The organism is Streptomyces sp. NPDC051214 (genome assembly GCF_040682375.1).
Taxonomy (GTDB): Bacteria; Actinomycetota; Actinomycetes; order Streptomycetales; family Streptomycetaceae; genus Streptomyces.
Genome location: NZ_JBFBAT010000008.1, coordinates 368951 through 392781, shown reverse-complemented (window position 1 = coordinate 392781; position 23831 = coordinate 368951). Strand labels below are relative to the sequence as shown.

20 protein-coding genes and 1 pseudogene are annotated in these 23831 nt (G+C 72.9%); 9 read left to right on the top strand and 12 right to left on the bottom strand.

The features are described from left to right. Window positions 1-4: 4 nt before the first annotated feature. Window positions 5-1180 carry a streptophobe family protein gene (locus tag AB0M70_RS23175; RefSeq protein WP_365822394.1) on the bottom strand — a complete coding sequence of 392 codons (1176 nt, stop codon included), beginning with the start codon at window positions 1178-1180 and terminating at the stop codon, window positions 5-7. 303 nt (window positions 1181-1483) lie between these two features. Here AB0M70_RS23175 and AB0M70_RS23170 point away from each other — a divergent pair, with 303 nt between their 5' ends. From AB0M70_RS23170 to AB0M70_RS23160, 3 genes are all read left to right on the top strand, one after another. Further along, entirely contained in the window at window positions 1484-2626 is a 1143-nt protein-coding gene (locus AB0M70_RS23170; RefSeq protein ID WP_365822197.1) for a DUF6777 domain-containing protein, read from the top strand. Between the two features lie 134 nt (window positions 2627-2760). After that, on the top strand, window positions 2761-3924 hold the full coding sequence (locus AB0M70_RS23165) for an exonuclease SbcCD subunit D (RefSeq protein ID WP_365822195.1): 1164 nt from the start codon (window positions 2761-2763) through the stop codon (window positions 3922-3924). Next, window positions 3921-6995, top strand: coding sequence for an SMC family ATPase (locus AB0M70_RS23160; protein WP_365822193.1), 3075 nt, complete (start codon window positions 3921-3923; stop codon window positions 6993-6995). The genes AB0M70_RS23165 and AB0M70_RS23160 overlap by 4 nt, the downstream gene beginning before the upstream one ends. 18 nt (window positions 6996-7013) lie before the next feature. Here AB0M70_RS23160 and AB0M70_RS23155 read toward each other — a convergent pair whose 3' ends face one another. Then, window positions 7014-7460 (bottom strand): Lrp/AsnC family transcriptional regulator, encoded by a 447-nt coding sequence (locus tag AB0M70_RS23155; RefSeq protein ID WP_365822191.1) that lies wholly within the window; start codon window positions 7458-7460, stop codon window positions 7014-7016. 94 nt (window positions 7461-7554) lie between these two features. Here AB0M70_RS23155 and AB0M70_RS23150 point away from each other — a divergent pair, with 94 nt between their 5' ends. Then, a complete protein-coding gene (locus tag AB0M70_RS23150; RefSeq protein ID WP_365822189.1) occupies window positions 7555-8082 on the top strand; it encodes a rhodanese-like domain-containing protein in 528 nt (175 codons plus the stop codon). An 11-nt stretch (window positions 8083-8093) separates the two neighbouring features. Here AB0M70_RS23150 and AB0M70_RS23145 read toward each other — a convergent pair whose 3' ends face one another. Together AB0M70_RS23145 and AB0M70_RS23140 are read right to left on the bottom strand one after the other, a co-directional pair. After that, on the bottom strand, window positions 8094-9812 hold the full coding sequence (locus AB0M70_RS23145; RefSeq protein WP_365822187.1) for a DUF885 domain-containing protein: 1719 nt from the start codon (window positions 9810-9812) through the stop codon (window positions 8094-8096). Between the two features lie 35 nt (window positions 9813-9847). Beyond that, a complete protein-coding gene (locus AB0M70_RS23140) occupies window positions 9848-10360 on the bottom strand; it encodes an Lrp/AsnC family transcriptional regulator (protein ID WP_365822185.1) in 513 nt (170 codons plus the stop codon). Window positions 10361-10420: 60 nt separating this feature from the next. Here AB0M70_RS23140 and AB0M70_RS23135 point away from each other — a divergent pair, with 60 nt between their 5' ends. After that, window positions 10421-11662: a PLP-dependent transferase gene (locus tag AB0M70_RS23135; protein ID WP_365822183.1), complete on the top strand. Its 1242-nt coding sequence runs from the start codon at window positions 10421-10423 to the stop codon at window positions 11660-11662. Here AB0M70_RS23135 and AB0M70_RS23130 read toward each other — a convergent pair. After that, window positions 11601-13016: a GNAT family N-acetyltransferase gene (locus AB0M70_RS23130; protein WP_365822181.1), complete on the bottom strand. Its 1416-nt coding sequence runs from the start codon at window positions 13014-13016 to the stop codon at window positions 11601-11603. The two genes, AB0M70_RS23135 and AB0M70_RS23130, sit on opposite strands and share 62 nt — an antisense overlap. Window positions 13017-13157: 141 nt before the next feature. Continuing rightward, on the bottom strand, window positions 13158-14741 hold the full coding sequence (locus tag AB0M70_RS23125) for an alkaline phosphatase D family protein (RefSeq protein ID WP_365822178.1): 1584 nt from the start codon (window positions 14739-14741) through the stop codon (window positions 13158-13160). 347 nt (window positions 14742-15088) lie between these two features. Here AB0M70_RS23125 and AB0M70_RS23120 point away from each other — a divergent pair, with 347 nt between their 5' ends. Further along, on the top strand, window positions 15089-15499 hold the full coding sequence (locus tag AB0M70_RS23120; protein WP_365822176.1) for a VOC family protein: 411 nt from the start codon (window positions 15089-15091) through the stop codon (window positions 15497-15499). Window positions 15500-15521: 22 nt separating this feature from the next. Here AB0M70_RS23120 and AB0M70_RS23115 read toward each other — a convergent pair whose 3' ends face one another. The 5 genes from AB0M70_RS23115 to AB0M70_RS23095 all read right to left on the bottom strand — a co-directional run bounded on the left by AB0M70_RS23115 (window position 15522) and on the right by AB0M70_RS23095 (window position 19728). Beyond that, a complete protein-coding gene (locus AB0M70_RS23115; RefSeq protein WP_365822174.1) occupies window positions 15522-15785 on the bottom strand; it encodes a hypothetical protein in 264 nt (87 codons plus the stop codon). 15 nt (window positions 15786-15800) lie between these two features. Beyond that, entirely contained in the window at window positions 15801-16055 is a 255-nt protein-coding gene (locus tag AB0M70_RS23110) for a hypothetical protein (protein ID WP_365822172.1), read from the bottom strand. A gap of 30 nt (window positions 16056-16085) precedes the next feature. Further along, window positions 16086-17783: a S8 family peptidase gene (locus AB0M70_RS23105; RefSeq protein ID WP_365822170.1), complete on the bottom strand. Its 1698-nt coding sequence runs from the start codon at window positions 17781-17783 to the stop codon at window positions 16086-16088. 115 nt (window positions 17784-17898) lie between these two features. Further along, window positions 17899-18171, bottom strand: a complete 273-nt coding sequence (locus tag AB0M70_RS23100) for a hypothetical protein (protein ID WP_365822168.1) — start codon at window positions 18169-18171, stop codon at window positions 17899-17901. Between the two features lie 114 nt (window positions 18172-18285). After that, window positions 18286-19728 (bottom strand): PLP-dependent aminotransferase family protein, encoded by a 1443-nt coding sequence (locus tag AB0M70_RS23095; RefSeq protein ID WP_365822165.1) that lies wholly within the window; start codon window positions 19726-19728, stop codon window positions 18286-18288. Between the two features lie 102 nt (window positions 19729-19830). On the opposite strand from AB0M70_RS23095, the pseudogene AB0M70_RS23090 reads away from it, so the two are divergent. After that, window positions 19831-20667: pseudogene (locus AB0M70_RS23090) on the top strand (EamA family transporter); the annotation flags it as partial. 24 nt (window positions 20668-20691) lie between these two features. Here AB0M70_RS23090 and AB0M70_RS23085 read toward each other — a convergent pair. Then, window positions 20692-21537 (bottom strand): alpha/beta fold hydrolase, encoded by an 846-nt coding sequence (locus tag AB0M70_RS23085; RefSeq protein WP_365822163.1) that lies wholly within the window; start codon window positions 21535-21537, stop codon window positions 20692-20694. 182 nt (window positions 21538-21719) lie between these two features. On the opposite strand from AB0M70_RS23085, the gene sigJ reads away from it, so the two are divergent. Continuing rightward, window positions 21720-22610, top strand: a complete 891-nt coding sequence (sigJ, locus tag AB0M70_RS23080; protein ID WP_365822392.1) for an RNA polymerase sigma factor SigJ — start codon at window positions 21720-21722, stop codon at window positions 22608-22610. 256 nt (window positions 22611-22866) lie between these two features. Then, window positions 22867-23628 (top strand): GntR family transcriptional regulator, encoded by a 762-nt coding sequence (locus tag AB0M70_RS23075; protein ID WP_365822161.1) that lies wholly within the window; start codon window positions 22867-22869, stop codon window positions 23626-23628. Window positions 23629-23831 lie beyond the last annotated feature (203 nt).

Here is a 23831-nt window from a genome sequence, read left to right as displayed (position 1 = left end):
GTACTCACTTCACCTCGCCGCGTCGCCGCACCCCGCGCGCCAGCAAGCCGCCGACGAAACCGGACACCAGACCCCACGCCACGGCGAGGATCAGCGCGGTCCCCAGATTCGGGTGCAGTTTCACCAGGCCCGACAGGCCGCCGCCCAGATCGCCGATGCCCAGGAGCGACAGGCCGTAGTGGGCGGACACACGGGCCAGCAGACAGACCGCGAGCACCGTCAGGGTCAGCGCCACCGCCATGTGCACGGCGTGCTGCCAGGCCCGCATCCGGGCCGGTGAGCGTGCCGCCATCAGGAACGCGGCCCCCAGGACCATGACCGCCGCGACCACCAGCAGCCACCACACCCGCCCGTCGTGCTCGGAGAGGGTGTGCAGGTTGAGCGTGGAATCGGTCGGAGTGCGCAGTACCTCGTCGAGGACCTTCGGCATCGGCAGCCCGAACGGACCGTCCACGCGGCCTTCCCAGGACGCACCGAGCCCGATGGTGAAGGCGAGCCAGACGAGGTTGGGAAGGCCGAGCAGCAGCACCGCGAACGTCTCGGCCGTGTGCCCCTTGGTCACCGCCACGACCAGGCCGGCGACGAGCCCCAGGGCGACGTACGCGAGCAGCAGGACGACCATGGCGTGCGCCGCGGGACGCACCGACTCCTGGAAGCGCACCAGGCGGGCCGGGAGCGGCGCGCCGCGCGAGACCAGCAGCGCCACCAGGAGGACACCCGCCAGCCACAGCAGCCCGAAGAGGAGGGTCAGCGGCACATCCGTCTCGAAGCCGACCTCGGGCGAGGCGTCCAGCAGATCGCCGATGTCGGCCGCGGGCCCCTCCCCGAGCGTGAGTTTGAACCGGTGGCGCGCCAGGAGGCCGAGTCCGACGAGGAGCAGCACCCACAGCACGGCGAACCGCGCGGCCCAGCCGGCCAGTTCCCGGGTGTCGGCGACGGCCCGGTGCCGCAGCGGCCTGAGGAACCCGGCGGCGATCACCAGAGCCCCGGTGAGGGTGACCGAGAGGGGCAGCACGGAGAGGCCCGCGTTCGTCTCGGCGATCGCCCCGGCGTCACCGGAGAGCCCGACGGAGCCGCCGACCGCCATCACGACGACGGCCGCGACGACACGGGGGAACGCGCCGTCGGGCAGATCCGCGGCCCCGGCGGCCCACAGGCCGAGCGTGGCGACGACGGCCATGCCAACCAGCGCGGCGAGCACCGCGAGGAGGGCGTGGATCCAGCCGTGGGGGGCCCGCCGGTTCTCGGACGCGCGCTGCGCGCCTGTCTGCCCGGGCGGTGTCTGGTCGCTCACGTTGTCACGCTAAGCAGCGCCGCCGGGGTCCGCCCGTCGGGAGGGCCGACCGCGTCGGCTTGCGGGTCCCGGGGAGGCGGGACACACAATAGGCGCGTAACGGAAATAGGCGTACGGATCGAGTGAAAGCATGCCTTTGCCTTACCGGGTCTGAGCGCCGTACATCCCCTACGCAGGGAAGAAGTGCTCGTGAGTGCCGAACCGCCGTCGTCAGGACGCCCCACAGGACCTCCGTCCGGCCCGCTCTCGGGCCCATCGAGCGGGCCATCGAGCGGCCCACCGAGCGGCCCACCGGAACCTCCGGGCCCGCCGCCCGGTGGCGCGAGCCCCGAACCGGGACCCGGTGGGGGCCCGGCACCGGACCGCCCCTGGTGGAAGTCGGCGCCGCGCGTGGCGGCGATCTCCCTGGTGCTCGTGGCCGCCGTGGTGCTGACCGTCGTCCTCACGCGGCCGGACGGCGGCACCTCGAAGTCCGGCGGCGAAGTGGCCCTGCAGCCCGCGGGGAAGCAAGGCCCTGACCCCTTCACCGAGTCGACGGCCCGGGACGACGCCACGCCGCCGTCCCCGAGCGCCCTGCCGAGCTCCTCGGCGTCGGCCAACGTGACGCGCGGCGTCGACGGCGCCGCTCCCGGCCTCTACGGCGGCACGCGGAAGGTCGGCAGCTGCGACGTGGAGAAGCAGGTGGACGCCCTGGGGAAGGACCCGGCGAAGAACAAGGCGTTCGCCTCGGTCCTCGACATCGAGGCGTCCGCCGTCCCCGCGTACCTGCGGGCCCTCACCCCCGTACAGCTGCGCATGGACACCCGCGTCACCAACCACGGCTACCGCGACGGCGCCCCCACCGCCTATCAGGCGGTCCTCCAGGCCGGGACCGCCGTGCTCGTCGACGACCGGGGCGTGCCCCGGGTGCGCTGCGCCTGCGGGAACCCGCTGCTGCCCCCCGTCGCGCAGAAGAGCACCCCGAAGCCGACAGGTGACGCCTGGCCCGGCTACCGGTCGTCGAACGTCGTGGTCGTGGCGCCGGCCACGCAGGTCGTGAACGCCTTCGTCATGTACGACCCGGAGAGCGGCGACTGGTTCGAACGTGACAAGGGCGACACGGGTGCCGGGGACACGAAGACCGAGCCGCCGGTGAACCAGCCGTCCCCGTCACCGTCCGAGTCCTCGTCCTCCCCGTCGAGTTCGCCCTCTTCATCCCCTTCATCCTCTTCGCCCTCTTCCGTGCCGCCCTCCTCCGGCGAACCCTCCTCGCCGTCCGCCCCGCTGACGCCCTCCTCGGAGCAGGAGCAGCCGCCCGCGTCGCAGCCCGCGCAGCCGCCGTCCTCTCCGTGACACATCGACGTTCGTGAGGGAGCAGGTGCCGACAGGCGCTAGCGTGGTGGGTGCTGTCGGCGAGGCCCGTGCTGGGGCGGTGCTGGTTCCGCGGCCTAGGAGGGGAAAGCGAGCATGCGGGCCGGAGCGGCGTCTTGAGAATTCTGCACACGTCCGACTGGCATCTGGGCCGGGCGTTCCACCGCGTGAACATGCTCGGCGCCCAGGCCGACTTCATCGGCCACCTCATCACCACGGCGCGTGAGCGCGAGGTGGACGCCGTCGTCGTGTCCGGCGACGTGTACGACAGGGCGGTACCGCCGCTCGCGGCCGTCGAGCTCTTCGACGACGCGCTGCACCGGCTCGCGGACCTGGGCGTCCCGACGGTGATGATCTCCGGCAACCACGACTCGGCGCGCCGCCTGGGCGTCGGCGCCGGTCTCATCGGCCGCGCGGGCATACACCTGCGCACCGCGCCCGCCGCCTGCGCGGACCCGGTGGTCCTGGCCGACGACCACGGGGACGTGGCGTTCTACGGCCTTCCCTATCTCGAACCTGCCCTGGTCAAGGACGAGTTCGCGGTGCCGAGGGCCGGGCACGAGGCGGTGCTCGGCGCCGCCATGGACCGGGTCCGCGCCGACCTGGCGGGCCGCACGCCGGGTACCCGTTCCGTCGTCCTCGCCCACGCCTTCGTCACCGGCGGCGAGGCCAGCGACAGCGAGCGGGACATCACGATCGGCGGGGTCGCCGCCGTGCCGTCCGGCGTCTTCGACGGCGTCGACTACGTGGCGCTCGGCCACCTGCACGGCAGCCAGGCCATCACCGAGCGCGTGCGCTACTCGGGCTCCCCGCTGCCGTACTCGTTCTCCGAGTCCACGCACCGCAAGAGCATGTGGCTCGTGGACCTGGGACCCGCGGGGGAGATCGCGGCCGAGCGGATCGACTGCCCGGTGCCGCGCCCGCTCGCCCGCATCCGCGGCGACATCGAGACGCTGCTCACCGACCCGGGGCTCGCCCGCCACGAGGACGCCTGGGTCGAGGCGACGCTGACCGACCCGGTGCGCCCCGACGACCCCATGGCCCGCGTCAGCGAGCGCTTCCCGCACACCCTCAGCCTCGTCTTCGACCCCGAACGCGCCCCCGAGGACCCGGACGTCTCGTACGCCCAGCGTCTGAAGGGCCGTAGCGACCAGCAGATCGCGGAGGACTTCGTGACCCATGTGCGGGGCGCGGGACCCGACGTACCCGAACAGGCGGTGCTGCGGGCGGCGTTCGACACCGTCCGCGGCGACGACACGCTGCGCGAGGTGGCCCGATGAGGCTGCACCGGCTGAGGATCACCGCGTTCGGCCCCTTCGGCACCACCCAGGACATCGACTTCGACGACCTCTCGGCCGCCGGCCTCTTCCTGCTGCACGGACCGACCGGCGCGGGCAAGACATCCGTCCTGGACGCCGTCTGCTACGGCCTGTACGGCTCGGTGCCCGGTCCCCGGCAGGGCAGCGGTCAGGGCGTGACGCTGCGCAGCGACCACGCGCAGCCCGGCGTGCGGACGGAGGTGTGCCTCGAACTCACCGTCGCCGGACGCCGGTTGGAGGTCACCCGGCAGCCGCCGTGGGAGCGCCCCAAGAAGCGCGGCACCGGCACCACCATGGAGAAGGCGCAGAGCTGGCTCCGGGAGCACGAGGCCGGGGAAGCCGGGCAGGATGGCGCCTGGAAGGACCTCAGCCGCTCCCACCAGGAGATCGGCGAGGAGATCACGCAGCTGCTCGGCATGAGCAAGGAGCAGTTCTGCCAGGTGGTGCTGTTGCCGCAGGGCGACTTCGCGCGCTTCCTGCGGGCCGATGCCGAGGCCCGCGGCAAACTCCTCGGGCGGCTCTTCGACACGCGCAGGTTCGCGGCGGTCGAGCAGCGTCTCGCCGAGCAGCGGCGCGAGGCCGAGGGCGCGGTGCGGGAAGGCGACAGGGAGCTCCTCGCCGACGCGCACCGGATGCAGCAGGCCGCCGGGGGCGGCCTCGAGGATGCCGAGTCGCCGCTGCCCGAACTCTCACCCGGCGACCCCGGGCTCGCCGAGTCCGTGCTGACCTGGGCCGCCGTCGCCCGTACCAGCGCCCGCGAGCGCCGCACGGTCGCCGAGTGCGCGCTCATGGCGGCCGAGTCCGCGCAAGCCGCCGCGGGACGCCGCTTGGACGACGTACGCGAACTCGACCGGCTGCAGACGCGGTTCGCCCAGGCGCGGGAGCGGGCCGGGCGCTTGCAGGAGTGGGCCGGGGAACACCGCGAGCGCCTTGACCGGATGGAGCGCGCCCGCAAGGCCGAACGGGTCGCCCCCGCGCTCGGCCTGCGCCGCGCCACCGAGGAGGAGCACCGCCGCGCGAGCGCCGACGAGACACGGGCGAGGGGGCAGCTGCCCGCCACGTTCGCCGACTCCGGCGCGGCGGGACTCGCCGCCGCCGCGCGCAAGGCCGCCGAAGAACTCGGCGGCCTCGCATCCGCCCGGCGCGCCGAGCGGCGCCTGACCGAACTCGGCGCGGAGCGCACGTCCCTGGAGCGCGAGGAGCGCGCCGACGACGAGCTCCTCCGTGAGGCCGCGGGCTGGCTCGACGGCTGGGAAACGACCAGGACCGCGCTCCAGGAGCGCATCGAAGCCGCCCAGGAGGCGGCGACGCGCGCGGAGCACCTCGCGGGTCAACTGGAGCCCACACAAGGCAGGTTGGACGCGGCCCGCCGCCGCGACCGGCTCACCGGGGAAGCGACCGCCGCGCACGAACGCGCCCTGGCGGCCCGTGAGCGTGCCACCACGGCCCACGAACACTGGCTCGCCCTGAAGGAACAGCGCCTCACCGGCATCGCGGCGGAACTGGCCGCCGGTCTGGCCGACGGCACCCCCTGCGCGGTCTGCGGAGCCACCGAACACCCCGCGCCCGCACCGCGGAGCGCAGGACATGTCGACCGCGCCACCGAGGAGTCGGCGCTCGCCGCCTACCGGCAGGCGGAGGAGGCGCGCACGCAGGAGGAACGGCAGCTCGGCGAGGTGCGCGAGTCACTGGCGGCGGCCGCCGCCGCGGCCCTGGGGTCGTCCGGCGGGGAGAGAGGCACCGACGATCCCGAGGTCGTACGTCAGGGGCCCTCCGTCGATCAACTCGCCGCACTCGTCGAGGAGTTGCGGAGGGAGCACGCCGAAGCGCGCAGCCGCGCCTCCGGGCTGCACGCCGCGAGGGAGGCCCTCGCCCAGGCCGAGCGCGAGCACGACCGCAGGGTCGCCGCACGGCAGGAGGCCGTCGTGCGGGCCGCGTCCCGCGCCACCCTGCGGGACGCCCAGGAGCGCGAACAGGCTGTGCTCGAAGACGAGTTGACCCGCGCGCGGGGAGCCAGCGGCAGCGTCGCCGCGCGGGCCGCCCAGCTGGAGCGGCAGGCCGCACTCCTGACCGAGGCGTCGGAGGCCGCGCGCGCCGCCGACGACACCGCCCAGCGCCTCAAGGACGCCGACGCGCGACTCGCCGACGCCGCCTTCCGCGCCGGGTTCGACACGCCGGAGGACGCGGCCGAAGCCCTGCTCGACGACGCGGGCCACCGCGAGCTGCAGCGCCGTATCGACGCGTGGCAGAACGAGGAGGCGGCCGTGCGTTCCCTCCTCGCCGAGCCGGACGCGGCCGCCGCCGCCGAGAAGCCGCCGGCCGACCTCGGGGCGGCCCAGGAAGCCGCCGAGCACGCCGACCAGCGGGCCCGGGCGGCGGCCTCCGCGCTCGACGCGGCCACGCGGCGGTGCGCCGAACTCGACCGGCTCTCCGAGCGGTCGGCCGCCGGAGCCCGGCGGCTCGCGCCGCTGCGCGCCGACCACGACCGCGTGGCGCGCCTTGCGGGCCTCGCCGCGGGCACGTCGGCGGACAACGAACGCAAGATGCGCCTGGAGTCCTACGTCCTCGCGGCGCGGCTCGAACAGGTCGCCGCCGCGGCGACCGCGCGGCTGCGGCGCATGTCGTCGGGCCGCTACACCCTCGTCCACTCCGACGACCGCACGGGGCGCGGCCGTTCGGGCCTCGGGCTGCACGTCGTCGACGCGTGGACGGGCCGCGAACGCGACACGTCCACGCTCTCGGGCGGTGAGACCTTCTTCGCCTCGCTCGCCCTCGCGCTCGGGCTCGCGGACGTCGTCACCGACGAGGCCGGTGGCGTACGGCTGGACACGCTCTTCATCGACGAGGGCTTCGGCAGCCTCGACGACCAGACGCTCGACGAGGTGCTCGACGTCCTGGACTCGCTGCGCGAGCGGGACCGCAGCGTCGGCATCGTGAGTCACGTGGCGGACCTGCGGCGCCGCGTCCACGCGCAACTGGAGGTCGAGAAGGGGCGCGCGGGGTCGGTCGTGCGGCAGCGCGGCGGGGCGTGAGGGGCCATCGCGGGCGGCTCAGCGGCCCAGCGGGCGCCTCGGCAGGGGGGAGGAGTAGACGATGCTGGTGGTCACCGAACCCAGCGCGCCGATCTTTCCCGCGACTTCCTCCAGGTGACCCATCGAGCGCGCGGCGACCTTGATCACGAAGCAGTCGTCCCCGGTGACGTGGTGCGCCTCCAGGATCTCGGGGGTCACCTCGACCAGGTCGTGGAACGGCTTGTAATGGCCGTTGGGGTAGCGCAGGCGCACGAAGGCCAGGATGGGCAGGCCAAGGCGCTCCGGGTCGACCACGGCCGCATACCCCTGGATCACGCCCGCCTCCTCCAGGCGGCGGACCCGTTCGGTGACGGCGCTCGGGGACATGGCGACGGCACGGGCCAGCTCGGCGTAGCTGGCGCGGCCCTCACGCTGGAGGACATCGAGGATGCGCCAGTCGGTGGCGTCCGTGGAATAACCGGTCATGCCTGAGAGGTAACAGGGGAATCCCCGGCCGATCAAGAGGTACGCCGGTGATCATCCCTTCTGGGCGTGTGGCTTTCCCCGTAGATTTCTGGCCATGAGCACAGTGACGCACGCCAAGACGACGACCGGCATCGGCACTCAGGACGAGGCGGCCGCCGCCCCGAACTCCGTCCTGCGGGTGCCGCCCGCATCCCCGGCCGCGGCCGCCGCCTACTTCCGCGCGAGCCTCGCCTTCCACGCCGACGTGTCCGACGTCGCCTCGGCGCTGGCCGCCGACGGCGACCCCGGCTTCGTCGTGGTCGACTCCCGCTCGACCGCGTCCTGGGACCAGGGCCACATACCCGGCGCGCTCCACCTGCCCACCGCACGCGTCCCCGAGCAGGCGGAGCAACTCCTCGACAAGTCCGTCCCGGTCGTCACGTACTGCTGGGGCCCCGGCTGCAACGGCGCGACCCGCGCCGCCCTCGCCCTCGCGGAACTCGGCTTCCAGGTCAAGGAGATGCTGGGCGGTTTCGAGTACTGGGCGCGCGAGGGCTTCGGGTACGAGACCTGGGAGGGCGCCGAACGACGTACGCCCGACGCCCTGACGGCCCCGGTGGACGCGGAGGACTGCGGTTGCTGAGGCCGGAGCCTCTAGAGCGCGGACAACTCGTCCACCAGGTCGTCGAGCCCCAGCGACCCCTGTGACAGCGCGGCCATGTGCCACGCCTTCGCGTCGAACGCCTCGCCGTGCCGCCGCCGCGCGTTCTCACGGCCGAGGAGCCAGGCCCGCTCGCCCAGCTTGTAGCCGATGGCCTGGCCGGGGATGGAGAGGTAGCGGGTCATCTCGCTCGCCACGTAGTCCGTGGACCGGCTGCAGTGCGCGTCGTAGAACTCCTGCGCGAGGTCGGGTGTCCAGCGTTCGCCCGGACGGAAGGGCGAGTCCGCCGGGATCTCCAGCTCCAGGTGCATGCCGATGTCGACGATGACGCGCAGCGCCCGCATCATCTGCGCGTCCAGATAACCGAGCCTGCGCTCGGCGTCCTTGAGGAAGCCGAGCTCGTCCATCAGCCGCTCCGCGTACAGCGCCCAGCCCTCCGCGTTGGCGCTGACGATGCCGATGGTCGCCTGGTAGCGGGAGAGGTGCTCCGCGACGTGCGCCCATTGGGCGATCTGCAGGTGATGGCCTGGCACACCCTCGTGGTACCAGGTGGTGACCAGGTCGTACACGGGGAAACGGGTCTCGCCCATCGTCGGCAGCCATGTCCGGCCGGGGCGCGAGAAGTCCTCCGAGGGCCCCGAGTAGTACGGGGCCGCGGCGCCGCCCGGCGGGGCGATATGGGACTCCACCTTCTTCACCCGCTCGGCGAGTTCGAAGTGCGTGCCGTTCAGCGCCTCGATCGCCTCGTCCATCAGCTCCTGGAGCCAGACCCGCACCTCCTCCACGCCCTCGATGTGCGTGCCGTGCTCGTCGAGATGGGCGAGCGCCACCCACGGCGTCGCGGCGCCGGGCAGGATCTTCTCGGCCTCGGCGCGCATCTCGCCGAGCAGCCGGTGGAACTCCGACCAGCCGTACGCGTAGGCCTCGTCGAGGTCCAGGTCGGTGCCGTTGAAGTAGCGGGACCAACGGGCGTAGCGCTCGCGCCCCACGGTCTCGGGGGCGCCCTCGATCGCGGGCGCGTAGACATCGCGCATCCAGTCGCGCAGTGCCACGACCGAGGCGGTGGCGGCGCGGGCCGCGGCGTCCAGCTCGGCCCTGAGCGATGCGGGCCCGTCCGCGGCGAACTCCTCGAACCAGCCGCGGCCCTCCGCGCCACCGGGGCCCGCCCACTCACCGAGCTGCTCGATGAAGACGGCCGTCGGCCGTGGCGCCGCGAACAGCTTGCGTTCCAGGCCCAGTTCGAGCGACGCGCGATATCCCTCGTAGGCGGCGGGCACGGCACGCAGCCGTTCGGCGATCGCCGACCAGTCCTCGTCCGTCTCCATCGGCGTCATGGTGAAGATCTCCCGCACCGCGTGCGGAAACGTGTGCAGATTGCCGACCGCGCGCAGTCCCTCGTCGGCCTCGTGCATGGCGAGTTCGGCGGTGAGCCGCTCCCGCAGGAGCCGGGCGCACCGGCGTTCGGCGTCACTGTCGGCGCCGGGCCTGCGCTCCGCCTCGTCCAGCCGGGCGAGGGTCGTGCGGGCCAGCTCCGCGACGGCTTCCTGGCCTGCCGGCGAGGTGTCGGGGAGCTTGCTGTGGCTGGCCCTGACGCCGAGGAACGTGCCGTTGACGGGGTCGAGGACGATGAGTTCGTCGACGTAGGTGTCGGCGACCTGGCGAGGCAGCGGGCCGCCGCTCTCGTTCGTGTTGGGGATCTTCGTGTCTGACATGCGGACATCCTCGTATGCGGGACGGCTCCCCGTCATCACGATTGGCCGGAGGTCTCCCCCTGGTCATCGGTCCCCGGGCCCGGCGGAAGGAGCGGGCCGCACTCCCACTGCTGGAAGATCAACCGCGTCTCCACCCGCGCCACTTCGCGACGCGCCGTGAACTCGTCGAGGACGAGGCGCTGGAGGTCCGCCGTGTCGGCCACCGCCACATGGACCAGATAGTCGTCCGGGCCCGCGAGATGGAACACCGACCGGGACTCGGGCAGCGCCCTGATCCGCTCCACGAACGGGCCGACCAGCTCACGCCGGTGCGGACGCACCTGCACGGAGAGCAGTGCCTCGAGGCCGCGCCCGAGCTTCGCCGGGTCGAGCCGCAGTTGATGTCCGAGAATCACCCCGGAGCGGCGCAGTCGGGAGATACGGTCCAGGCAGGTCGACGGCGCGACGCCGACCTGGGCCGCGAGATCGCGGTAGGTGATCCGGGCATCGTTCTGCAGCAGCCGCAGGATGCGGAGATCCACCGGGTCGAGTACGACAGAATCAGCCACTTGCCGAACGTAGCACGGGGTTCAACGACCGGTCACCGGTCTTTGTTCAGGCTGTCCGGCATGGACACGAACACGGAATCTCCCGCACCCCGGGCGCTGGCCACCGAGGCGGTGCACGCCGGACGCGACGACCTCGCGGGCCTCGGTCTGCACGCCGCACCGATCGACCTGTCCACCACTTACCCCTCGTACGACACCCGCGGCGAGGCCGCGCGCATCGACGCCTTCGCCGCCGACGGCGCCCTGGACGACGGCCCGCCCGTGTACGCCCGCCTCGCCAACCCCACCGTCGCCCGCTTCGAGACCGCCCTGGCCAGGCTCGAGGGCACCGAGAGCGCGGTCGCCTTCGCCAGCGGCATGGCGGCACTGACCGCGGTCCTCCTCGTACGGGGAGCGGCGGGCCTGCGCCATGTCGTCGCGGTCCGCCCGCTGTACGGCTGCAGCGACCACCTCCTGACCGCGGGGCTCCTCGGCTCCGAGGTGACCTGGGTCGACCCCGCCGGGATCGCCGACGCCATACGCCCCGACACGGGTCTTGTCCTCGTCGAGTCGCCGGCCAACCCGACCCTGGCCGAACTCGATCTGCGCGCGGTGGCCCACGCCTGCGGGACGGTGCCGCTGCTCGCCGACAACACCTTCGCGACGCCCGTCCTGCAACGGCCCGTCGAGAGCGGGGCCCGGCTCGTGCTGCACAGCGCCACCAAGTACCTGGGCGGCCACGGCGACGTCCTGGGCGGAGTGGTCGCGTGTGACGAGGAGTTCGCGCGGCAGTTGCGGCAGGTGCGGTTCGCCACCGGCGGGGTGCTGCATCCGCTCGCGGGATATCTGCTGCTGCGCGGGCTCTCCACGCTCCCGGTGCGGGTGCGTGCCGCCTCCGCCAACGCGGCAGAACTCGCGCGGCGCCTGACGGCCGACCCGCGCGTGAGCCGGGTGCACTATCCGCGGCTCGGCGGCGCCATGGTCGCCTTCGAGGTCATCGGCGACCCGCACGAGGTGACCGCCGGGGTGCGGCTGATCACCCCGGCGGTCAGCCTGGGCAGCGTCGACACGCTCATCCAGCATCCGGCGTCCATCAGCCACCGCGTCGTGGACCCGGCGGACCGGCGCTCGTCGGGCGTGAGCGACAAGCTGCTGCGGCTCTCGGCCGGGCTCGAGGACATCGAGGACCTGTGGCAGGACCTCGACAACGCCCTCGGTCCTTGCCCGCCCGGCATCGGCGTGCTGGCCGGAGCACCTCGGGTCAGTGCCGCTCCGCCCGCCCCTGCGGCTGGTCGTACGGCAGCCGCGAACTCACCGGCGTAGCCTCGAGCCGTGCGGTGATCACCAGCGTGCCCTCCTCGATCTGGTAGTCGAGGGGCAGCCCGAGGCCCCGCATGGCCGCGACCATGCCCGTGTTGGACGCCTGCGTCACCGCGTACACGCTCTCGCAGCCCGCCTCGACCGCCATGGACACCAGGCGGCCGAGCAGTTCGCCGCCGATGCCGCGGCGCTGCCAGTCGTCCTCGACGAGCAGCGCGATCTCGGTCTCGTCGCCGTCCCAGAGCAGATGGCCGATGCCGACGACGCGCCCGGACGCGGTCTGCACCGCCAGGGTGCGGCCGAACCGCGGGCTGAGCAGGTGGGTGAGATAGCGGTCGGCGTCCCGTACGGGGCCGTGGTACCGCATGCCGAGGGTCCGCTGGGAGCAGCGGTCGTGCATGGCCTTGGCCGCTTCGACGTCGGCGGTGTCGGCCCGGCGCACGGTGATGGAGTTGCCCTCGGCGAGGGTCAGTACGTCCTGGCTGTGCGGGATGCGCGGACCGAGCCGGGTGTCGAGCTCGACCAGGGCACGCGCGCGGGCGAACTCGGTCGGCGTGAACGGCAAATAGGGTCGCTCCACGGTGATCACTTCACCCTCAGGGGCCTGCAGCCGCAGCACCGTCCCTTCGAGCGCGCCCTCGACGGGGGCGCCTTCGGCGGGTCTGTCCGCCCGCTGCCCGCCCGCGCCCCCTGCTTTCGCGGGCAGTGACCGGATGGTGCAGCGGCCGAGCAACTGCCGCAGCGCGAGCGGGAGTTCGGCCGCGTCCAGGGCGGTGCGGGTGGCCAGGCCGAGGATGCGGGTGGGGGCGTCCACCAGGTCGTGGGCGTCCGCCCGCTCGATCCAGGTGCCCGAGCCGCCCGCGTGCGCGATTCCCCGGGTGATCTCCGCCGCGGACAGCTCGGCGGGGGCACGCAGCAGGAACTCGTCGACGGTGCCTTCGGCCAGCGGGTGCGCCTGGAGGCTCAGGATGTCGACCTTGTCGTGGGCAAGCGCCGTGCACAGGGCGGCGAGGGCACCCGGCTCGTCCCGCACCGTGGTGCGCATCCGCCACAGGGTCGTCTCCCCTGTGACCTCCGGCCCGGCGGCGTGCGGCCGGGCGTCGGTATCGTCCGCCGTCGGGGGCGCGTGGTTGTGGCGGCGTGCCCACCATGTGTGGAACCCGACCGTGGCGAGCAGCGCCACGGCCGAGATCACGAGCAGGGCGGGGCCGTCGGGGCCGTGCCCGATCATGTTGGCCACCGCGTCCGCCACAGCGACGGCCGTGAAGAGGGCGGCCAGTTCCACCAGGTCGCGCCGCCAGTGGTGCACGGGGCGGCCGTGTTTGGTTCGCGTCACATCAGACATGTCAGCACTCATGCAGTCACTGTGGAGGAAGGGTGTTGCGTGATCACGAACGTTTTGTGACTGATGAGTTAAGACGCCTTCTGTCCGTTTAGTTCAACTTTGGTCTTTACCGACGTGCGGACGTGACCTTTTGTTGCGCATTCGGGGACGAAATCACTGCTGCCCCACCTGTCCCGGCCGCAGGACCTTCGTGAACAGCACTCCGCCGCCCTCCTGGCGCAGCCGCACGGTCAGGTCCCCGCTGCCGCCGTCGATGTCGACCTCGCCGAAGTACTGCGGGGTCTCGGCCGGCGAGGTGTTGGAGCGGTTGGGCGCCTTGATGAAGCGCTGCTCGGCGCCGAACGTCTGGTCGAGCCTGAGGGCCTGGAAGCCGCCCGCCGCCAGCGGTCCCGACACGAACTCCCAGAACGGCGCGAAGTCCTTGAACGCCGCGCGTGAGGGGTCGTAGTGCTGCGCCGACGTGTAATGGACGTCGGCGGTCAGCCACACCGTTCCGGTGACCTTGCGGTGCTTGATGTGCCGCAGCAGTTCGGCGATCTGCAGCTCACGGCCGAGCGGGGCGCCGGGGTCGCCCTGCGCGACCGCCTCGAAGTTCGCCGAGCCGTCGGGCACGACGAGGCCCAGCGGCATGTCGGACGCGATGACCTTCCAGGTGGCACGCGAACGCGACAGCTCGCGCTTCAGCCACCGCAGTTGGCGGGCGCCCAGGATGCCGGTGGCGTCGTCGGGCTGCCGTCCGGGCGAGTTGGCGTTGCGGTAGGAGCGCATGTCCAGGACGAACACGTCGAGGAGCGGTCCGTGCCGCAGCACGCGGTACACCCGCCCGTCCTCGTCGCCCGGCGGCAGCGTCGAGAGGGGGAAGTACTCGCTGAACGCCCGCAGGGAGCGTCCGGCGAGGACGTCCACGTTCTTCTCCGTGTAGCGGGGGTCGGTCAGGATCTGCCCCGGGTACCAGTTGTTGCGCACCTCGTGGTCGTCCCACTGGACGATGGAGGGCACCTGGGCGTTGAAGCGCCGAAGGTTCTCGTCGAGCAGGTTGTAGCGGAAGGCGCCGCGGAACTCCGCGAGGGACTCGGCGACCTTGGATTTCTCCTCCGTGGTCACGTTCCGCCACACCGTGCCGTCCGGCAGGGTGACGCTCGGCAGGATCGGTCCGTCGGCGTAGATGTTGTCGCCGCTGCACAGGAAGAAGTCCGGGTCCCTGCGGCGCATCTCGTCGAAGATGCGGTAGCCGCCGCGGTCCGGGTTGATGCCCCACCCCTGGCCCGCGATGTCACCCGACCACAGGAAGCGCACCCCCTCCTTGCGCCCCTTCGGTGTCGTACGGAAGGTGCCGGAGACCGGCTCTCCCGCGCGTCTGGGGTCGTCGGGGTCGGCCAGGATCACGCGGTAGTGGATCTGCTCGCCCGCGGGCAGCCCGCGCAGCCGTGTCGTCCCGGTGAAGTCGGTGTCGGGGCCCAGCACCGGGCCCTTCCAGCGGGTGGGGTTGCGGAACGACTCGGTGGCGGACGTCTCCACGATCATGCGGGCCGGACGGTCGGAACGTACCCACACCAGACCCGCGTGCGCTGTCACGTCACCGGCCTGCACGCCCCATTCGGCCCGCGGGCGCCCGGACCGGGCGAACGCCGGGGCCGCCCCGGCGAGGGAGGGCACGGCCAGCGCCGCCGGCACGGCGAGCGAGCCGCGCAGCACACTGCGGCGGCGAGGTGACGGGCTCGGCTGAGGGTGTGACATGGATGCGCCTCCAGTGACAGGTCCGACCAGTGTGCAGGGCAACAACTAGTGGTGCGCGGCGGCGCACACACAAACCACAAGTGAACAACTGCCCATGGGCACAAGGGAACCGGTGTGCGAAGGCCGCGTCGTCCGGATCTTCGACGGCAGCCCCGGCCGAGACCCCGGGCGCCCGAGACCCGAGCCCCGAGACCCGAGCCCCCAGACCCCGAGCCGCGGGCCTAGGCCGCAGGTCCCAGCGCCCGGCCGTCCGCCCGAGGCCGAAGGGCCGATGCCGGGAGATCGTCGGCTGTCTACGCTCGGCGACAGAGGCGCGCGGCCGAGCGCGCCCCGGCGAAGGGGGACCCGTGCCCGTCAACGGTCAGAGCCACATACGTATCGCCCGCCCGTCCCGCGACCTCGCGACGGCGGAGCGCTTCTGGGTGGCGGGCCTCGGCCTCGACGTCGTATGGCGTGCGCAGGGCGGTGGCGCTCCTGGCGAGCACGACCTGCTCATGGTGGGGTGGCCGGACGCCTCCTGGCATCTCGAACTCGTCCACGAGGCCGGCAAGCCGGTCCTGCCCCGCCCCACGGAGGAGGACCTGCTCGTCGTCTACCTCGACGAGCAGGTCCCCGACAGCCTGGTGGCCCGCCTGGAGGCGCACGGCGGCACGCGCGTGCAGTCACCCAACCCGTACTGGAACGAGTGGGGCGTCACCGTCGAGGACCCCGACGGCTACCGCCTGGTGCTCTGCACGCGCGCGTGGGCCAATTCCTGATACGGCGGCTCTTACCCCCTGATCACCTCGCGCTTCCGGCGTCCATGGCCCGCCCGTCGAACGACCCCCGGGCCTCCGACGACTCCTCGCCCGGCCTGGCCACCTCTCCGGCGTCGGCGAGCCTGACGAGTTCCGTGAGCCAGCCCGGGGCCTCCCCGCCGTCCATGACGGGTCCGGCACCGGCGGCGGCCGTGGCGTTCCGCGTCACGGAGAGCTGCTGCTCCGTGGCGGCGGCCGGAGCCGGAGCCGCGCCCGCGTCCTCCGCGATCGTGATGTGTACCTGCATGGCCGTCCCCCTCGCCTAGTTGAGAACCGCGTACCGGCCTTCGAAGTTCATCTGGGTGCTGCCGATGTTCTTCACCGTCAGCCAGTACGTGACCGTCGTGGCCGAGGCGCGCTCCACCTCGGTCTCCCACTCGATCTGCGGGCTGCCGGTCTGCGGGGTCGTCGGCATGAAGTACCAGATGACGTGCCAGCCCTGCGGCCAGTTGAAGGTGAACCAGCGCCCGGTCTGCCCGGGGTTGAGTGTGCCGGTGAACTGCGTGCCTACGCGCATCGTCGTTTTCCTCTCACCATCCGAGACCTCTCACCATCCGAGAACCGCGAACCGGGCCTCGAAGTCGACCGGGTCGGCCACGAGGTTGGTCACGTCGATCCAGTACGTCGCGTACGTGTCGCTGGCCCGCTCGACCCGCACCTTCCAGCCGATCTGCGGGGCGCCGGTGCGCGGACTTGTCGGGACGACCGTCCACACCACGTGCCAGTGGGCGGGCCAGTTGAAGGTGAACCAGCGGCCGGTGCGGTGCCCGGCGAGGGTGCCCCGGAACTGGACGCCGACCCAGCTGCTCGTCTGGAGGGCCGCCGGGATGAGCTGGCGCAGATCGGGCCGCCTGCCGATGCGCTGGGTCGCCGGGCGGCCCGGCGCGTCCTGCTGCGGTGAGCCGGTGGCGCGCAGCAGCTGGCGGGCCCGCGAGGGTGACAGCGGGATACGGCCCGCGGCTCGCAGGACGCCCTGTGTGCTCGCGACCGCCCCCACCACGATCGGCGAGGCGCTGGACGTACCGCTGAACTGATCCGTGTACCAGAAGTCGCGGTCGGCGCCCGCCTGGAGGTCGCCGTACCCGGTGGTGGTCACCTCGCGCCCCCAGCCCTGGGCGTCCACGCAGGCACCGTAGTTGGAGAAGTCGAGCCGGGAGCGGTCCGGGCCGTGCTGACGGCCGTGGGTGCCGGGCGGCGGTGCTCCGGCGCCGACGATCACGGCGCCCGCGTCCAGCGTGGTGCGCCGGAAGGGGTTGCGCCACCAGGAGGGGAAGCCGGCCCGCGGGGTGTCGTAGTCGGCGTGGTCCAGGTCCTCCGCGCCGTTGCCCGCGGCCTCGACGACGGTGATGCCCTTGTTGACGGCGTAGCGGATGGCCAGATAGTCGTCCGGCCACCATTCGACGGCGATGTACCCGACCTGGCCGACCCCGGTCGCGTGCGGCCCCGCTCGGTGGATCTCGAGCAGGATGATGTCTCCGGGGCCGAGGCGGTCGGCGGCGTTGCGGATCGCCGTGGCTGTCGGGATGGAGAAGGCGGACGCGCTGGTGATGGCGTCGGGCGCGATCCCGGTGATCCCGAACGCGTTGACGTCGCCGCCGATCTCGCCGAGCACCGCGGTGCCGTGATCGGTGTCCGTGCTGCCGGTGCCGGAGACGATGCCGCCCTGGTTGAGGCGCAGGTCCTCGTGGGTGAAGCGCCAGCCCCACTCGCAGTCGATCACCCGGACGCCGGCGCCGCGCCCACCCGCGAGGGTCCACGCGTACCGGGCGTCGACGCCTCCCGGAGCCGCGTCGAGGTAGCCCTGGCGGGCGGTGAAGTCCGGGGTCACCGGCGGCGCGTCGGCGCCCGTCGGCTGCATGTCGTTGAGCGGCGGCAGCTCGGCCTCCTCGCTCTCCTTCTTCGGGACGACCCGGGGGACGGCCAGGGCGGCGGCGGGCTTGACGTAGGCCCCCTCCACGGCGTCCGACGCGCGCAGCCGCTCGGCCAGCGCGTCCAACTGGTCCTCCGGCGCGTCGACATGGAAGAAGAGCGCCATCCGGACCAGTGTCTCCGGCATGGCCTCCTCGGCCGCCGAGGCCTCCGGCAGCGGCCCCGCCTGGGCGCGCAGCCTCTCCTGGTCCGTGCCGAACAACGGCCTGATGGTGACGTCCTCCTGGGCCGCCACGGCATCGAGACCGCTGACGGAGATGTCCGCCGCGGCACTGGCGCCGGTGGGAGTGATGCGTACCCCGGCGTCGGCGCGCATGACGCACACCAGCTCAGGGCGTCCGAAGAGTGGTCCGATATCTGGAGCCGGGCTGCTGTTCCCCCGGCTGTTGCCCGCACCTGATCGCTGTGGCACAGCTGACTCCTTCACCACGTCACGGAAGGTCCGCCGGTGGTTTCACATAGGCGGCCTCGACTGCCGGGTGGCCGCGCAGGGCCGTGGCGACGGCCTCGGCGTCCACACCGGCGGGGACGGCGACCCGTTGCCATCCGACGAGCGCCGGATCGTCGACGCCGGGGTGCAGCGGCTCGGCCGTCACGCCGAACCACCGCTCCAGAAGGCTGCCGACGTCCAGCACACCCGTGGTGCCCGCCGTCGCGGGACGCTGCGGGGTGCGGAGCCGGACGATGACTTCGGCCTCGGCCACAGGTCTGCTCCCCCCGTACTGCTCCGGCACCGCGTCCGAGCCGCTCGTCCGGGCCGCCGGGCCCGGTGACGGCGCTCGCGGTCACCGGGCCCGGCCGACCTTAACGACGTGCTGTCACCGGACCGTCCCGACGGCGTCACCGTGCCGGTGGTCCGCCTCGGCGAGCAGCCGCACCCCCTCGGCGATCCGGGCAGGAGTGAGGTGGGCGTAGCCGAGCACGAGGCGTACGCCGGGGCCGTCGGCCGAGCCGTAGTCGCTCAACGGGCGGACCGCGACCCCGGCCGAGGCCGCCCGCCGCAGGAAGTCGGCCTGCGAGCCCCGTTGCGGGGGCAGCCGGGCGATGACGTGCAGTCCGGCGGCGATGCCGGACACCTCCGCACCGGGAAAGTGCTCGTCGAGGGCGGCGACGAGCGCGTCCCTGCGTTCCCGGTAGGCACGCTGACAGCGGCGCAACTGGCGGTCGTAGTCCCCGCGTTCGACGAAACGCGCGAGGAGCGCCTGGTCGAGGGCCGGATTGCCCAGGTCCATCATGCGTTTGCGGGCGACGACCTCATCGGTCATCGACTCCGGTACGAGCAGCCAGCCGAGGCGAAGCCCCGGGGCGAGCGACTTGCTGACCGAGCCCGTGTAGGCCACGTGCCCGGGGTCGAGTCCTTGCAGCGCGCCCACCGGGGCGCGGTCGTAACGGAAGTCCCCGTCGTAGTCGTCCTCGATGACCAGACCGTCCACGGCCCGCGCCCAGTCCAGGAGTTCGGCGCGCCGCCCCGCCGAATAGCCGATGCCCAGCGGGAACTGATGCGCGGGCGTGGTGACGACCGCCCGCAGGCCCCGCTCCCTCAGCACGCCGGTGACGACACCCTCCTCGTCCAGGGGCACCGGCACCGTGGCGACGTCCGCGGAGGCGAACAGCTCGCCGTGCTGCGGGCTCCCGGGGTCCTCGACGCCCACCGTGCGCACCCCGCGCGCGTGCAGCACGAAGCCCACCAGAGCCATGGCCTGCGCGACGCCGGAACAGACGACGATCGCCTCGGGGTCCGCGACCACGCCCCGGCGGCGTACGAGCAGTTCGGCGAGGGCCGTACGCAGCCGGGGCAGGCCCCGCGGGTCCGGGTATCCGAGCGCGTGGTGCGGGAGTTCGGCCAGGACGCCGCGGTGCGCGGCCGCCCACGCGGCGCGCGGGAACAGGGACAGGTCGGGGGTGCCCGCGATGAAGTCCACGCGCGCGTGGACCCCACGCGGCGCCAGATCGCGTGCACCCGGCGCGGCCTTCCGTGCGGCGCCGCCCACCCAGGTGCCCGCGCCACGGTCGCTGCGCAGATAGCCCTCGGCCGTCAACTGCTCGTACGCCTCGGTGACGAGCCCCCGGGAGACGCCCAGGTCGGCGGCGAGCGCACGGCTGGAGGGCAACCGCGTCCCCGACGCGAGGCGACCGGACCGCACCGCCTCGCGCAGCGCCGACTGCAGGCTGCGGCCGCGACTGCGGGCAGGGGCGGCCGCGGCGGGCAGCAGCAGCTCCCAGGCGGCGGTCCCGGGCGCTCGGCCCGCACTCGATGACACCGGGATACGCCTCCTCGGTTCGTCGAGGATCAGAAGTGGTCCCCGAAACGGTCCCGGAAGTGGACCTTAAACCGGTCCGCGTCCGTTCCTACCGTCGGGGACATGAACACGAACCTGACACGCGGGTCCCTCCTCGCGGCCCTCGCCTGCCTCCTCGTCGGCGGCTCCTTCACCGCCAACAGCCTCCTCGGCGACTACCCGTACGCGGGCGGCCAGTTCCTGCGCTACGGCCTGGCCTGCCTGCTGCTCCTGCCGCTGCTCGGGCGGGGCGGCACGGCGCCGCTCCGCCGCCTCACGGGCCGCCAGTGGGGGCGGCTCGCCGTGCTCGCCGCCGTCGGCATGGTCGGCTTCAACCTGGCGATCCTCGCCGCCGAACGCACGTCGGAACCCGCCGTACCGGGTGTCTTCGTAGGATGCGCCCCGGTCGTCGTGGCGGTCGTCGTGCCCCTCCTGGAGGGCCGACAGCCGCAACGCCTCGTGATGTACGGGGCGTTGATCGTGGCCCTCGGAGCCTTCACCGTGCAGGGCTGGGGGCGTACGGACGGGCTCGGCATCCTCTTCTCCGTGTGCGCGCTGGCGGGCGAGGTCGGCTTCGCGGTCCTCGCCGTCCCCGTGCTCCGCCCGCTCGGCCCGAAGCTGCTCTCCGCGACGGTCTGCGGGATCGCCGCCGCCGAGTCCGCCGTCATCGGTGCCGTGGTCGACGGCGGGAACTTCCTGCGGATGCCCGGTACCACCGAGGCGGCGGCCCTGCTGTGGCAGGCGGCGATCGTCACCGTCATCGGGTTCGTCTGCTGGTACTCGGGCATCCAGCGCATCGGCGCCGAGCGGGCCACCCTCTTCTCCGGCCTCATTCCGGTGGCGGCGGCCTTCACCGCCCCCATGGTCGGCACCGGCACCTACGGAGTCCCGCAGGCCGTGGGCAGCGCCCTCGTCGGAGCCGGGGTGGCCCTGGGCTCCGGGGTGCTACGCGGCCGGCGTACGGCGGCAGGTGTCCAGGACGACGCGCGAGACAAGGGCGGGGTCGTCGTTCATCGGGACGTGACCGCAGCCGGGCAGCCGCACCAGCCGTGCGTCGGGGACGGCGTGCTTCGCACGGACACCCTGGCGGCGCAGCAGGATCCGGTCGCGCGAGCCCCACGCGACGGTGACCGCGATGCCGGGCACGTCGTCGTCGAAGAGCACGTCACGCCCGGCGGCCAGGGTCTGCTCGAACCCCTTGGCGTCGCGCAGCGCGAGCGTCTCGGCGACGACGGCCTCGGGTGAACGGCGCCCGGGGTGGGCGTAGATGGTGCTGGTCAGCGCCGTACGTCCGGCCACGCTCCGCGAGAGCCGTTCGATCAGCGGCAACGGAAGCAGTCGCGCGCCGTGCCGCATGGCGAGCAGCGTGTTGAACGCGTACCGCCGCTCGCCGGGCGTCCAGAAGCCCGCGGGGGACAGCGCGGTGACCGAGCGCACGAGCTTCTCCCGGCCGAGTTCCAGGGCGAGCAGGCCGCCCAGCGAGTTGCCGGCCACGTGCGGACGCTCGATCTCCAGGGCCTCGCACAGCGCGCCGAGCACGGAGACCACCGTCGTGATGTCGTAGGGCAGCCCGTCGGGCAGGGCGGGGGACTCACCGAAGCCCGGCAGGTCCACGGCTATCACGTCGTACTCCGCGGCCAGGATGCCGAGCACCGGGTCCCATGCCTGGCGGTGGTGCCCGATGCCGTGCAGCAGGAGCAGCGGCTCGCCCCGGCCCGTGCGTTCGTAGGCGACGGACATCGTCCGTGGGCCGCCCGGGGTTTCGACGCTGAAGGACACCTCTGCGGCCATTGTTGCTCCAGTCCCCGCCGCACGGCGACGGTCTACAGACACCTTAGACACCTTGTCAGCAACAATTACCGCTCAGTAGCCCCCAGTTCAAGAGGGCGGGGGCAACGGCCGCCGGACCGGTGTGGGGCGTGACGCACCGAATTCGCCTGGACACCGCGTGGCCCGTCGGCTGGGATGGAGAAGTGGCGACCGACACCGTGACCGACGTCTTCGAAGAGCACCGTCCCGTCCTGATGGGCGTGGCCTACCGCATGCTCGGCCGGGTGGCCGACGCCGAGGACGTCGTCCAGGAATCGTGGCTGCGCTGGGCGGCGGCCGACCGCTCACAAGTGCGCGAACCCCGCGGCTACTTGGTGCGCGTCACCACCCGGCTCGCCATCGACCGCCTGCGCCACGTGCAGTCACGCCGCGAGTCCTACGTGGGTCAATGGCTGCCCGAGCCCCTCGTGACGGACTTCGGGCCGACCGTCCCCGACACCGCCGAGCAGGCCGTGCTCGCCGACTCCGTGTCCATCGCCGTCCTGGTCGTCCTGGAGTCGCTCTCGCCCCTGGAGCGCGCGGTGTTCGTGCTGCGGGAGGCCTTCGGCTTCCCCTTCTCGGAGATCGCGCTCACGCTGGACCGCGGCGAGCCCGCCGTGCGCCAGCTGGCGGCGCGGGCCCGCAAGCACGTCGACGAGGGCAGGCCGCGCTATGCCGTGGATCCCGACGAGCGCAGGGACCTGACCGAGCGGTTCCTCGCCGCGGCGACCAGCGGTGATCTGGACGGTCTGATGTCCCTGCTCGCTCCGGGCGTACGTCTCGTCGGGGACAGCGGCGGCAAGGCCAAGGCCCCGCTGCGCGTCATCGAGACGGCCGACAAGGTCGGCCGTTTCCTCAAGGGCGCGGCCCGCAAGGGTGTGCCCGCGGACGCGGAGCTGGAGGCCCGCTTCCTGGAGGTCAACGGCGCGAGCTCCGTCTTCTTCCGGGTCGACGGCAAGCCGCACTCCCTCTTCCAGCTGGACGTCGTCGACGGACGGATCGCGTACGTCTACATCATCCGCAACCCGGACAAGCTGGTCGGGCTCGCCCCCTAGGGCATCGCTGCTGCCCGTGCGACGGACCCCCGCCTTTACAGGGCGGGGGTTTTTGTCTTGTTCGCCACGGGTGCATGACCCGACGCCAACAACACATGAATGCTCTGTGGCATCGTCCCTGTGCGCGCTGTAACGGATCGAGGATTGGTCTTGACCAAGGGTGGGTGCCGCTCTATCGTCGCAGAGATAGTGCAGGAACCTTTAATAAACAAGGGCGCTAAAAAGCCGCCGGCACACGGCGATTGCGGAGGACAGGGTGGGGACCACGCAGCTGGAAACGGCACCGGAGCCGAAGTACTGGCACCTCAAGACCGTGCTCAGCGAGGCACTCGACTCCGAGTTCGCCGTCGGCGAGATCCTGCCCAACGAACGTGATCTCGCCGCCCGGTTCGGTGTCGCCCGCGCCACGCTCCGTCAGGCACTCGAACAGCTGGAGCTCGAAGGCAGGCTGCAGCGCCGTCGCGGGGTCGGCACGACCGTCGCCCCGCCGCGGGTGGGTGTGGCCGTCGGATCCGCACAAGGCACGTGGCCGGGCGAGGTCGGCGACGCCTGGCAGCCCGCCGACTGCGCACCGGCGGTCCCGCCCGCGGCGGTGGCCCGCATGCTGGCGGCCGACCCCGACGAGCAGGTGCACGTGGTGCGTCGTACGCGCGTCTCGCACGGCCAGCCCGTGGCCGCCGAGCTGCTGTACGTGCCGATGTCATCCGTCACGGAGCTCTCCGCCATCGACGCGCCGTCGGGGCCGGCACGCGCGCGTGGCGTGCTGCGCGAGCTGCACCGGCTCGGTCTCGACGGGCAGGACCGCGCCGTCGAGCTCGGCTCGGCCCGCGCGGACGACGCCAAGGCGCTCGACCGCCTGCCCGGAGCGCCGGTCCTCGTCGTGACGACCCGCTTCTTCGCCGAGGGACGCACCGCCGCGGTCTCCGTGGCCACGTACCGCGCGGACACCTGCCGCCTCACGTTCGGTGACGCGGGCGGCGTCGAGATCCACCACGGCCCGGAGCGCCAGGCTTCCTGAGCCCCGCTTCGAGCCGGTCTCGCCTGCTTCGGCGAGGCGTCTCCGCACGCAACGCACCTGTCGCGACGGCCGCGTGGCCGGGCGAGGCGGGCGGCGTCGAGATTCAAGCCGGGCTTCCTGCTCCGATCCGAGCGGGTGTCTCGGCGCGCAACGCACCCGCCGCGACGGCCGTTTCGCCGGGCGGTGGGGCAGCGTCGCGATGC